Annotated in this window: 10 protein-coding genes; 3 read left to right on the forward strand and 7 right to left on the reverse strand. The window is 35.7% G+C overall.

The genetic code is table 11. The features are described from left to right. The first annotated feature begins 264 nt into the window (after window positions 1–264). Entirely contained in the window at window positions 265–3,324 is a 3,060-nt protein-coding gene (locus Q0Y70_RS07435; protein ID WP_297819141.1) for a DUF5110 domain-containing protein, read from the forward strand. A gap of 86 nt (window positions 3,325–3,410) precedes the next feature. Here Q0Y70_RS07435 and Q0Y70_RS07440 read toward each other — a convergent pair whose 3' ends face one another. The 3 genes from Q0Y70_RS07440 to Q0Y70_RS07450 are packed head-to-tail and all read right to left on the reverse strand — an operon-like array spanning window position 3,411 to window position 6,138. After that, complete coding sequence (locus tag Q0Y70_RS07440) at window positions 3,411–4,235, reverse strand: alpha/beta hydrolase (protein WP_297819144.1); 825 nt, start codon at window positions 4,233–4,235, stop codon at window positions 3,411–3,413. A gap of 33 nt (window positions 4,236–4,268) precedes the next feature. Then, window positions 4,269–5,030, reverse strand: coding sequence for a YibE/F family protein (locus Q0Y70_RS07445; protein WP_297819147.1), 762 nt, complete (start codon window positions 5,028–5,030; stop codon window positions 4,269–4,271). A 1-nt stretch (window position 5,031) separates the two neighbouring features. Further along, a complete protein-coding gene (locus tag Q0Y70_RS07450; RefSeq protein WP_297819150.1) occupies window positions 5,032–6,138 on the reverse strand; it encodes a YibE/F family protein in 1,107 nt (368 codons plus the stop codon). 83 nt (window positions 6,139–6,221) lie between these two features. On the opposite strand from Q0Y70_RS07450, the gene Q0Y70_RS07455 reads away from it, so the two are divergent. Next, on the forward strand, window positions 6,222–7,799 hold the full coding sequence (locus Q0Y70_RS07455) for a sodium:proton antiporter (protein ID WP_297819153.1): 1,578 nt from the start codon (window positions 6,222–6,224) through the stop codon (window positions 7,797–7,799). A gap of 28 nt (window positions 7,800–7,827) precedes the next feature. On the opposite strand, the gene Q0Y70_RS07460 is transcribed toward Q0Y70_RS07455, so the two are convergent. Then, window positions 7,828–8,580 (reverse strand): transcriptional regulator, encoded by a 753-nt coding sequence (locus tag Q0Y70_RS07460; protein WP_297819156.1) that lies wholly within the window; start codon window positions 8,578–8,580, stop codon window positions 7,828–7,830. Window positions 8,581–8,599: 19 nt separating this feature from the next. Beyond that, on the reverse strand, window positions 8,600–9,685 hold the full coding sequence (locus Q0Y70_RS07465) for a D-alanine--D-alanine ligase family protein (protein WP_297819159.1): 1,086 nt from the start codon (window positions 9,683–9,685) through the stop codon (window positions 8,600–8,602). Window positions 9,686–9,841: 156 nt separating this feature from the next. On the opposite strand from Q0Y70_RS07465, the gene Q0Y70_RS07470 reads away from it, so the two are divergent. After that, window positions 9,842–11,353 (forward strand): CAP domain-containing protein, encoded by a 1,512-nt coding sequence (locus Q0Y70_RS07470; protein WP_297819162.1) that lies wholly within the window; start codon window positions 9,842–9,844, stop codon window positions 11,351–11,353. 281 nt (window positions 11,354–11,634) lie between these two features. On the opposite strand, the gene Q0Y70_RS07475 is transcribed toward Q0Y70_RS07470, so the two are convergent. Both Q0Y70_RS07475 and Q0Y70_RS07480 read right to left on the reverse strand, forming a co-directional pair. Continuing rightward, entirely contained in the window at window positions 11,635–12,468 is an 834-nt protein-coding gene (locus tag Q0Y70_RS07475) for a hypothetical protein (RefSeq protein WP_297819165.1), read from the reverse strand. Between the two features lie 3 nt (window positions 12,469–12,471). Beyond that, the gene (locus Q0Y70_RS07480; RefSeq protein WP_297819168.1) at window positions 12,472–13,152 is read right to left on the reverse strand and encodes a TetR/AcrR family transcriptional regulator; all 681 of its coding nucleotides are present in this window, start codon (window positions 13,150–13,152) and stop codon (window positions 12,472–12,474) included. Window positions 13,153–13,336: the final 184 nt, after the last annotated feature.

Below are 13,336 nucleotides of genomic sequence, written 5' to 3' on the forward strand. Positions count from 1 at the left end.
TGACCATTATCTTGAACTTCCAAATAGCCACCGAGTTCAGTTTTATTTTCTAAGAAAAATTTTTTTGCGTGAATGTAATAAGTCATAGTTTCTTCTTTCTTTCCACACTAGTTGGTATAGACCTTTATACAAAAATAATATAAGAGAAAGCGCTTAATGTCAAATCTGAAAAGACAAGAAGCCACCTTTTTCGTTATAATGAAGAAAATAAGTTAAAATGAATTAACTAGTTTTTATATTGTTTTATTAAATAGAGAAATTATTATGACAGAAAATACAAATACTCAACAAACACATCATTTAAATCGTTTAATTAAGGTTGCTAAAGGCACACGCTTTTATGAATTAGAGTTTGCGAGTGGTGAAAAGGCACGACTTTTTATCGTGACTGATGGTATTTTTCGACTTGTAGTGGATCCAAATGGACTCTTTGAACCACTTAATCCGGAATTAACTATTCCACTTTCTAATTTTAGCTTGGATGCCTTTGAACAATCCCGACTTTTGATTACTGACGAAACTTTCACAGTTAAAAGTGGTCAATATTCAATTCGTCTGCAGCGTTATCCAGCAATCTTTAGTATTTTTGATGATTCTTTACATCGCTACCGCATGATGCAAAAGGCTCCTCTTGAATTAGGAGCTGGTCATAGCAGTGAAATTTTAGTCCAAAATAAAAATGAATTTTACTATGGTGGCGGCATGCAAAATGGCCGTTTCAGTCACAAAGGTCATGAAATTGAAATTAAAAATACCAATTTAACTGGTCCAGGCGCAGTTGCTTCTCCTATCAGCTTCTTTTGGTCTAATGCTGGTTTTGGTGAATTACGTAACACTTGGCAAAACGGTAATTATGACTTCGGTAGTAAAGATCCATCAACTGCAATAATTAGTCATGAAAGCTCCGTCTTTGACAACTTTTATTTAATCGGTGATTCACCGGCAGCTATTATTCGCCAATACTATAAATTAACTGGCCAACCCTTATTTTTGCCAAAATATGCTTTAGGACTCGGTTATATGGCTGACTTCACTAATACTGTTTGGCAAGAAGCTGATGCTCAAAACTCCAGTGCTATCAAATTTGAAGATGGAAATAGCTATTCGATTACTCACGACAGCGATAATGTTTATGCCAAGGCCTCTTTCAATGGGGAGGAAAAATACCAATTCTCAGCTAGAGCAATGATCGAGCGTTTTAACAAAAATCATTTTCCACTTAGCTGGATGGTTCCTAACTTTAATAGTGACAAAGTTCTATCACCGGTGTCCGTTGAAAATTTAGCAAACTTTGCGGATGAACAAAAAGTAAAACTTGGCTTTTATGGACCACTGCCAGAAAATGCCCCAGCTAACTTCTTAGTTAATAAAAAAGATCCTGCAAACAGCGGCAATAGCAAAATTATTAAAAACATTGCCGCAAATAGCGATACCCTTGTTAATAAAAATGAAAATATGCGGCCATGGACCACTGCTTTTAACGGCTGGAGCGCAATTCAGACTTTGAGTGCAACTGCAATTAGCAATGTTGGCGCTGAATGGGATGAACTTGCAAGCCAAGTAGCCAGTTTTTTGGGATTATCTTTATCAGGTCAAGTAAATCTTGGCAGTAGCGTTGACGGTCTTGAAGGCGGCGGCAATGCTCAAGTTAATGTCCGTGATTTTCAATGGAAGTCCTTTACACCATTACTATTTTCAATAGATGGCTTTGGAGCTGCTCAAAAGACGCCTTTTGCCTTTAATTCAAAAATCAGCCGCATTAACCGTGCTTATTTAGAATTAAGAAAGCAGCTTACTGCTTATCTTTATAACCTTACTGCCCAAGCTCAAAAAGGTGAGCCAATTATTCGACCACTGTTTTTAGCCTTTCCTCATGAAAAAGTGAACTACACTGAGCAAGTTCACCACGAATTTATGCTTGGCGATAGTATTTTAGTAGCTCCAATTATCAATGGTCGTGAAGATCAAAAAGGTAACTCAATTAAAGACAATCTTTACTTACCTGACCATAGAACTATCTGGATTGACCTCTTCACCGGTCAAAAACTAATCGGCGGCCGCGTTTATGACCGCTTGCATTATCCACTTTGGCACTTACCAGTCTATGTAAGAAGCGGCAGTATTATTGAAAAAGGCTTACGTAAAGCCGACATTTTCCCACAAGGAAAAACAAGTGCCATCTTATATAGTGATGATGGTCAAAGCAATGAATATGAAAATGGAAAGTTTGCAACTACTAAGATCAGTTCGAGCTTAGATGACGGCAAGTTGGCAATTGTAGTCGAACCAACATCTGGCAATTTTGAAGGTCTCGAAAATGAACAAGCTACAGTTTTAAACATTATGGCTGATCAATATCCAGGCAAATTGACGCTTAAGATCAATGACCAAGTTTCACCGCTAGCAGAATTTGGCAGTCAGGATGAATTCAACCAAGCTGAAGCTGGATTTTTCTTTAACCAGGACTTCATGCCAGCTAAGCAATTCGGTCAATTCACAGGTCAGCTTCAACCAGCTTTACAAATCAAATTACCTAAGGCTGAAATTCATTCTAACAAGTATGAGATCTTAGTTGAAAACTATCATTATTGTGATCAAATTGCTAAGCATTCAATCACAGATTCCGCAATTAGCTCTCCACGCAGTGCGGCAATCTCAGCCGATCGTTTAACTTCAAGAAGTATTACGATTAACTGGACTAATCCAAACGCTTACGCTGGTCGCAATATTAAAGCTGATATTGAAGTAAATGGATTAATTCATACAAACATTGATAGCAATAGCTTCACTTTCCATGAATTATCGCCGAATACACGTTATCGCTTTAGAATTCGAAATAAAATTGGTAACAAAGTATCTGACTGGTCTGAATACTTCGGCACTAAGACTAAGCGCGATCAAATGGATTATGCAATCAACAATATCCACGTAACTAGTTCGCTTAAAAGTGATGCCTTAATGCCAGTTCAAAACTTGGTTGATCATACTTTGGCATCTGAGTGGCTAACTAAAGAAGAATTTTCTAAAGATAAAGAACTTGTCTTAACTTTCAACTTTGATCAAGCTTATAAGTTAAGCAGAATGGTCTATGTTCCTCGATCTCGAGATCGCAAAGGCCATATCTTAAGAGCCCAAATTGCTATTTCTCAAGATGGTGAAAATTACAGTGACTATTCTGACAGCTATAACTGGCCTAATGATGCTAAAAATAAAGTTATTGGCTTACGCGATGTGGTTGCCAAGTCAATCAAGTTAAAGATCCTAGCAAGTAGTGATAATTTAGCTTCAGCTAAGGAAATTTTATTCTTTATCGCTAAAGACTAATAAAAATTAAGTAAAGTAAAATAAAACAAAATGAGATAGCAAGTTAGTTCAAACCTACTATCTCATTTTTTGTTCAAGTTATAACTCTAAGCTGCAATTTTTAGATGTTCTAACCATTCAATGCTCAAGTTAAACCAGTGAGCTACGTGTGGATTTAATTGCCATGCACGATTCTTAGTAACTAAATCAGGCAAGCCCAAAGAATAACCGTGACCACCACGGTCAAATAAATGTGCTTCAAATGGTACATTGTTTTTTCTAAGTGCCATTAAATATTCCAAAGAATTATCAATCAGCACAGTTGGATCGTCATCAGTTTGAAAGATAAAAGTTGGTGGCGTCTGTTTAGTAACACCTTTAGCCGTATCAAGTAATTCTGGCTCAACTGGCAGTTTTTCTTTATCGGCTTCATCTAAGCTAAAACCAATCTTAGTAATATCAATTAAAGGATACCCTAAAATAGTTGCATTTGGCGTAACTTCATCATGAGTAAAGTTATATTCTTTTTGCCATTTAGAACTTTCTGCCATTACATTCATGGCACTGACTACGTGTCCTCCCGCAGAAAAGCCAATTGTCACAATCTTATTGGGATCAATCCCTAAACGCTCACTGTTATCTCTAAAATACTTCAAAGCAGTCAAGCCAGACAGAGCAGCGTCTGGATAAATTTTACCTGGATCAGTAGTTAAGTTATAGCTAACTACTGCCGTATCAAAACCGCGGCTTGCATAAGATAAAGCAACTGGTTCACCTTCGCGTAAAGCTAAATGATCAAAACTGCCACCTGGGAAAACTAACATTAGTGGTCGCTTTTGCATTACTAAATTAGGATTATCTTGCAAACCATAATAAGTTAATTTGAATTCTCGATTATTGAAATTTTTTAAAGTTAAATGACGTACATCCATTCTCTCAACTCCCTAATTCTTTAATGTATGTATTTATTTTTTAGGTTGATCATGAGCCAAGCTACGAGTCAAAAAAATCGTAGTAAGTGGAATTGTTAATAATACACCGATAAAGGAGTACATAATGATCAAACATTCCCCTACGAAGAGTTTATCATTTAATACTTCAAAAAGTGAATAATGTAACCTCATATACCAAATAAATAGTGGTAAAAAGCTCCCAAAAAACCCAAATAAGATCGTGTTCATAGCTGTTCCTAAAATATCGCTCCCCATCTGAAGAGCATTTTTTTCAAGCTGCTTTTTGGTAATCAAAGGATCATGATGCTTTAATTCAAGTAGTCCTGCTGTCATTGCCACACTAGCTTCAGCAATTGCCCCAAGCGTTGAAAAAATCGCAACAACGATTGCAATCTGAGGAAAGCTAATCCCCGCAGCTAATGATAATCCCACTAGTTCTTCTCCAGCCTGATCGCCAAAGCCGCCTGTTTGAGCAAAAAATTGAATGGCAACAATTAGACAAATCACAATTAAGCTCACCACAAGAGCTGTCAGAAACGAGTTCTTCGCCACCGTATAATCATGAGTTCCTAAATAAATAATTGTCAGTAACTTCAATGGAATAAACACTAAAGCTACGCCAATAATATTTACTCCCCAAGAAATTAATAAGGCAACCAAAATGACCAGGCAAGCATTAATAACCACACTCAGATAAGACTTTAGCCCAGTTTTGCCACCAACTATTATCATCAAAACTAGCAATAAAAGAAGCAGCGCTGTCAATGTATTCATCTTATTGCCCCACTTTCTTTAAGCTAAATTTTTCTAAAAAGACACTACTTGCTAAAGTCGCAAAAATCACGGTTAAGACAATCCCAACTGCTGAAATCAAGCTTTGAATCACTCCTAAAGATAGTGCAAATTGGAAAGTATAAACCAAAGTATTGTTATCTCTTAAATATAAAATTGTCATCGGTAATGCTTCAGCCATAAAGATCAAAACTAACACATTAATCAAGGGCCCCATAATTTCTTGCCCTAAAGTGCGACCACTTAGAAAAAGTTCTTTAAAAGTCAAATCCTTGCGGTGATGGCATAAAGCATACAGACTTGAAACAATATCAGTTGCTTCGTCCATAACTGCTCCTAAGACACCCAATAAAGTCTGAGCTAAAAACAGTGACCGTGGATCTTGCGTGGCGTAATCGACGGCTTCATATTTAATGCCACTTTCATGAGTTAGACGCATGATTAAGTAACAAATACCAAATGAGACAAAGACGCCGACTAGCGTTGCTAACGCCGTGATGAGCATCTTTTTATTAAGACCTTGGACAATTATAAGTGAAATTATTGTAAATAAAACGACTGCAGCTCCATAAATAGCGAATATTTGAGTACCATTTTCAGCGATATCGAGCCGAATTACAAAGTAAAAGATCAAAGAATTCAATATCATTGAAAAAGTTAACAGAATTGAATGTTTACCGCTGATATAAATCAATAAGCTTAAAACAAGTGCAATACTAAAAACAACCACCCAATCTCTTTTTGGACTCATAATCTTGGGCTTATTTTTAATAAAAGTCACAATCAATCTTTGGTGAGGATAGTATTTCTGAGTCATTGCTTGCGATGGAGAATATGAATTTTTCACTACGTATATTTTTGATTTATGCTTACCCGATAAAATCTTGATATGCAGTGTTTGCTCACGCACTTCGTCTTTATTTTCATAACTATCTTGGGTCTTGTTCACTAATACATCTTTTATGTGGCTATCTTGAACTTGTCCTATCGGATTAGGAGAAAAAGATGTTGAAAAATATACCCAAATAGACAAGATGATTCCTATTGCCAAAACTATTAAGCTAGCAATAGTTTTATTTTTTAAATGCACTGTCTAGGCCCTTCTTTTAAAAAGTATATGTTACTATAGTAGCATCAAAATATTAAATTTAACTTAAGTATAGGGATGTTTTTATGGAATTAATGATCTCAACTTTCACCCTAGCAATTGCTTCAGCTTTAAGCATCATCATTGCCCAAGCCTTAAATCGGATTTCTGTTAACTACGTCAGTATGGCTGTCGGCGTGATTATCGCTTTGATTCCGTTTTTGAATAAGCAAGTGGCAGCCTTTGATTCTGAAATATTCATGGAACTGATTGTAGCTCCTTTGCTCTTTTTTGAAGGTCAAAAAACCCCTTTTCATAATGTTCGTAGCAATCTTAAAAAAATCATCAGTATTACCGTAGTGATGATTATCTTAGTTTTACTTGCGGCCGGCTTTGGTGCCAGTTGGGTAGGACAAGTCAGTTTACCGGTTGCTTTTATCATCGCAAGTATCAGTACTCCCACTGATGCTACAGCAACAAGTGCAGTAACATCTGGTCTAAAAATTCCTAGACGTGTTAATGCTTCACTAAAAGCCGAATCTTTATTTAACGACGCTTCGGGTATTATCTTATTAAATATGGCCATTTTATGGTTTACTAATGGCTATATAAATTACGGTCAAACTATTGGTGACTTCATTTATTCTTCAATTGGTGGAGCGGTTTTAGGCTTACTTTTAGGTTGGGGAATTATTACTTTTCGCCAGCTTTTAATGCGCTCAAGTTTCAATTCTCTAAATGCCCAAAATTTACTTTATATCCTAACTCCCTTAGTAATTTACGCTTTAGCTGAAGAACTAAATCTATCCGGGATTATCGCCGTCGTTGTTGCTGGACTCTTACACAATGCAGAATCTCAACAAAGCATTCTGCTTAATTCTCGCCAAATTCACATGGGAAAAGATCTACAATCATTAATTTCTGAAGTTTTTAACAGTATGGTCTTTGTAATTTTAGGTATTTTGATGGTGAGAATTTCTCGTAACCGATTGGGAAATCACTTTGCATGGCAGTGGATTTTAGTCGGCATCACAATCTATCTTGCCAATGTTATCGTGCGTTTTCTTTATAGTTTGATTGCTCTAAGATATGATCGTCATGAAGCGATTGTTTTTGCTTTAGGCGGGGTACATGGCGCCGTTACTTTGTCACTAGCCTTGACTTTATCAGGTACTTTTTTAGGGAATGACAACTACAATTTAATTATCATGTCAGAAGCGGTATTAATTTTACTCAGTATGATTGTACCAACAATTATTTTTCAATTCATTTTACCCCATCAAATTACTAACCAAGATGCTCTGCAAACAATTGAGCGGATTCGAGGTGAAATGGTCAAATCTGCCATCAAAGAAATTCACCACATGTACTTACCAAAGCGCGTTAAAAAATATGTAATCTATATGCTTTTAATGCAAAAGCAAGCCATCCCACTAAGAGAATCTCTTCGCACGCTTCTTAAAACTATTAATTATCCTGAATTTTCTTCACAAGAGCAGTATTTATATCGACAAGCATTCTATCGAGCTTTTGCGATAGAACGTGAATACTTAGAAATGATTGGTCAAAAAGAAGCACACTATCGTAGATACATCTTATCGCTGTACAACGATGTACTTCTAGCCGAATCACTAATCATTGAACCTGAAGAAAACGACGACTAAAAAAGACAATCCGTCTCTGGATTGTCTTTTATTTATTAAGAAATCTATCCCACCAATGTTTTTTCTTAGTTGGTATCTGCATATCAGCTAAAGTACGGTGAATATTTTGTTGTGCCTTTTTTTCTTGATTTTTTCGAGCCTTACTCAAAATTTCCTGATGCATCTGGTGACTAGACTTCTTTTTGTCGGCTGCAATTTCTTGAGCTAACTTTTCTTTTTTCTGCTCTTTAGTCATAACGACTTCATCAGATGTATCTACAACACCAGAAATATCTGGCATCGCTTCAATTTTGGCATCAACTTTTTTATCTTTAGGTTCATTTAATTGATGAGCATTATCAATCAACTTTTTATTTTGAGCTTCAATGCGGGTAATTTGTTCTTGAAGCTGAGCAATTGCTTGATTTTGACTAGCAATTGTGTGTTGCAACATGTTGAGTAAGTTAACTACCTGGGATGCATTAATTACTGCTTCGTCTTTTTCTAGTTTATCAGGTTCAATTAACTTATCTTCTTTTTGATCGCTAATCGCAAAGATTCTTTGTGCCGCTTGCGTCAAAGTTAAATTTTCTTTTTTAAAGATACTCCGAAAATCCCTAAGGTCTTTAATATCCTTATCGGAATAAAGCCGCGCTTTTTGCTTATTGCGCTGATAATAATTTTTATTAGCTGTAACTTTTTCAACGATTGAGGAATATTTTCTTAAAGTAGCAACACTAATATCCAACTTTTCGGCAGCTTGAGTGCTTGAAGCCAATTCTTCAAAATCGTGTTCCGCCATCTTCTATACTCCTAACAGCTTAATCGTGTTTATGAAGCAATGTCTTTTTATGATCATAACGCTCCATACCGAACTCAATTAACTTAGTAATCAAATCAGTATAAGGAATACCAACTTCTTCAAACAACTTAGGATACATACTGATATTAGTAAATCCTGGCAACGCATTAACTTCAGTTAATACAACTTCTTGATCTTCATCTCTAAGCATTGAGTCAATTCTAGCTAAACCAGAGCATTCAGTTGCTTGGTAAACTTTTAAGGCATTTGAGCGAACCTTCTCAACAATACCTTCTGGTAAGTCTGCAGGAATTTGAAGTGTGGAAGTTGAATCAGCTGCATATTTGTTTTCATAAGTATAGAATGAGCCTTTTGCATTAGTAATTTGTCCTACGCCTGCTACGATTGGCTTATCATTACCTAACACTGCAGTTTCAACTTCAGAGCCGTGAACTGTTTCTTCAACTAAAACTTTGTCATCATACTTGAAGGCTTCTTTTAGGGCTTTTTTATATTCATCTGCATTAGTTACGTGGCTAACACCTACAGAAGAACCTTGATTTGAAGGCTTAACAAATAAATCAGTCCCTAATTTTTTAGCAACATAATCATAGTTAAGCTTGTCATTGTTCTTATCGTCATATTCAAAACGTTTAATTGAGATCCAATCAGCAACTAAGACTCCTGCTCTTTGAGCTAAGATCTTGGTCATTTCTTTATCCATAGTAACTGCGGCAGCTAAAACGTCATCACCAACAAATGGTTTGTCTAAGATTCTAAATAGTCCTTGCAAACATCCATCTTCACCTAAATTACCATGAACAATTGGGAAGAAGACATCAATTTCTGGGCGGTCCTTTAATTCGATAATATTAGAGATATTAGCGACTTTATGTGGATTGGTTACAGTTAACTTAGGGTTGTTTAAAACCTTGCGAGAGTCCTCGTCACTTGCCAAATAGCCATCATTAGTAATCCACATTGGATAAACATCAAATTTATTAGTATCAATTGCGTTATAAATGTTGTGAGCTGACATAATTGAAACTTCATATTCTGATGAATTTCCACCAAAAATCAAACCCACGCTAATTTTCTTTGTCATAATTTTATCTCCTTTTAGTCCTCGAATCTTTATTATAAACAAAGCCAGATACTATGGGGCAAATTTTGTAAAATTTTTGTAAAAAACTAAGTAATATCTCTAAAATTTCTGTCTAAGTTTGGCTATAATAGAAACAATGAAAAGGGAGGGAATTCCATGCGTTTTCACCGACAAATTAATACACTCGTTGCAAGTTTAACGCTGATAATGCCTTTAAGTTTTACAGCTAGCCAGATTAAGGCTGCTACTTTTACTAGTGCAGAAATTAGTCAAGTCAAGCAAATTCAAAATGAATATGCGGCCCTGCCTAAATTAGCCTATAGTCAGGCCAACTTATATAGTGTAGCACCTCATTTGACTGATCCATTCTCAGTTGGGAAATTAAGTGACAACTATATTAATAGTCAGCTCGCATACATCAATTACTATCGCCGCCTATTTGGTTTGATGTCGATCAGTGCTAACGCTACAGATAATGATAATGCTCAAATAACAGCTAGTGTGATGGCTGCAATTAAGGCTAATCCTTTCGTTAACCAGCATGGATTGCCTAGCGAAAGTCGACCAAACTTCATTAGTGATATGTATTGGACAATTGCCAAGAATGTATCAGCCAGTGCCAACTTAAACTTCAACGTCTCTAATCAATCAGCAGGTGATGTAATCACAGACTTGTTGACAGACCGCTATAACTTAGATGGTACAGATACTGGTCACCGTGCTTGGCTATTATCTACCCGTCTAACTACCACTGGTATCGGTGCTGCATACGGTGCTAATGGCTATCGCTATTCTGTTCAACAAGTAGCTTATCCAAGTGATAGCTTTAAAGCGGCAAGCAAAGCTAGTGTAACTTATCCAAGTAGCGGTGTTTTCCCAATTGAATTATTACAAGGCGGAAATGTAGCTTGGTCAATTTATCTATCAGATCAAATAATCACCTCTACCCCACAAATTACGATCACTGATTTAGATACTGGACAAAAAGTAAATGCGACTAACGTTCGTAACTATTCGGGTAAAGGATATGGTAATTTTGCCAGTGTAATCACTTACTCACCAGCTAACTTGAATTTAGTTTCTGGTCACCAATACATGGTTGATATTTCGGGTATCACTAATTACACCTTTAAATTATTTAACGAAATAGCGTCAAATCAAGTAGCACTTCAAACAGAAAAAAAGCACACTACTCCTGCGACGCACAAAGTAACTAGCAGTACTGATATCGCCACTACTACCAATTCACAGGCAAGCGATGAAACCAAAGACGTCAAAATAAAATCAGCCCTTCTTTTACAAGCTGAAAAATTACGTGATTCGCTTAAAGCTAACCGCGCATCAAATCCATTATTATTCGGTCGTTCATATCAAGATGGACATTCTTATTATAATTTAGGTCCAGATCAATGGTTTAAGACCTTTTATGTAGTCGAAAATCCCGAATTAAATGCTGGTGTAATTGACGTCAGTGAAACTTCAGTTGACACCAATATTTATTCTAGCCCCTACCGTAGATTGCAAAAGCCAGCTATTTCTAAGGTAGCCAAAGGACAAAGTTACGCATACGGTCAGACTATTACCATCGGTAAAGATCGTTGGTATTACTTAGGACCAAACAAGTGGATTCACCAACAAATTAGTAAAAGAACAATTCATAAGTACTAATTCCATACGCACATTGTGATCTAATAAACAATTATATTATTATGGAATATTTGTAATTTTTTGCTTGATTTTGATAGGCAAGACTGCAAAAATATGTACAGAGAAATGGTAAAGGATACGAGCACACAAACCCTTGATTTTGTGTGTTTTTACAATTATTTTATACCCTAACTACTTTATACTTACTTGAATACAATTAAGATTATCCAATCCGGTGCCATTTCTACAAAAAAAGCCCTAGTTTTCGAACAAAGGGCTCTTTTTGTGCACTATTTAATTTGTTATTCATTAGAAGTAAGCTGCCAAACGATTGTACTAATTATAAATACTCCGGCCCCAATAATTACAAGTTCCAAAAAGATTCCACTAGCAATTTCTAGGAAATAACCGATATTTAAAATCAGTCCTTCAACATTGAAAATTAGTGGAACTAGCGCAAAGAGTGCAAAAATAACAATTAATAATCCACCAGTCCACATTCCTGCTGATGTCACTAAATGAATCAGCCGTTTAGTAGGCAGCAAATCATGCATCTCACGTAAAATCGAATAGCCAGCTAATAAGCACATGACAATTACTACGATATTTATTACTAAAAATAAAGTTTCAACATTTGCAGCTAAAGTTGTCTGGGCTAACTCAAATCCAGTAATCACCGAATAGATGCCACTTTGATTATATTTTTTTAATTTATTTTGAACAGACTTAGCTTCTGTTGAAGAATTATCATCAATTTTTGTTAAAATCACTTTTCTGATTTGCTTAGCTAAACTAGCATTCTCTGCTCTAAACCAATGGATTCCAAGAGTATAGTCAATCATTGCATCAGCAATTGGTTGAGTTTGAGTAACAGTCAATAAATTACTTACATTCCCCTGACGCTCAGCCCCAATAGTTTCTGCAAAATTATCAAAACGTTGGTTAACAAAACGTTCAGCTACAACACTATTACTTTCCTTAGCAATTTGATTTTTCATAAAGCCAGGATTCATAAAAGTGAATAAACTGAACGTCAAAGTTATAATCGTAAAAATTATAAAAGTTAAAGAACGTTTATAATGGGTAGTTTGGGCTTGGTCAAGGCGTCGTAATTCGCTGCGGGAGCCTTCCACCATATTTTATTGATCCTTTCTTTGCTCCTTTTCGTCAAACATTGTTTCAACTAGATCAAAGATTTTTTCCATTCTAAAGTTCTCAATAACCTTATGGCCTTCTTGCAAAGCTGTTTCAACTTTGGTAGTTGGTTGATCTAAAAATGTTGACATAAAGGTTTTAACCATTATATCAGAAATTTGCTCTGCACCTAAGCCCAAATCGTAACGTTTAAGATATAAACTGCCTCCGCCAGCAATAATATAGGTCAAACCAGTTTGTACTTGGCGGTTGCTGCCGAGTTCATCTTTTACGCCTTCTGTCTTGAGCCAATCATCTAACAATTGACCCCATTTTTCTAAAGAAGCATTGTCTTTAAGAATACTTTCCAATACTCTCGAAATCCCGTCATCCATAATTCCCATTTCAAGGATCAAATAAATGAATACTTTCATTCGAGCATACTCGCTAGTATTCTTGAGCTCATCTTGCGATAAAGCTTTCAAAATTGTTGTCATGAAATTAGACACAATCTCTATAATAAGCTTGTTTTTATGCGGATAGTAAGACTGTAACAATGATTTTGAGATTCCTGACTTATCAGCAATCATTTGCAATGAGACATTGTCCATTCCATCTTCGCGTAAAAGCAAGAATGTATTTTTTAAAATTGTTCTACGTCTTTGCATATTTTTTTGTCTTGCCATTTTTTAGGATCCCCTATTCTCTCGAAACACACTTATTATAACAGCATATTATGTGTTTGTATACTTATACGCATATTTAATCTTTTAATACCTTATCTAAAAAATTAAAATAATGCAAATATATGACTAGAAGTCTATCTTTTAAATTATAGCAATAAATTCCTTATTAGCACTACATTTATAC

The sequence above is a fragment of the uncultured Lactobacillus sp. genome (genome assembly GCF_947367085.1).
In the GTDB taxonomy this organism is placed as follows: domain Bacteria; phylum Bacillota; class Bacilli; order Lactobacillales; family Lactobacillaceae; genus Lactobacillus.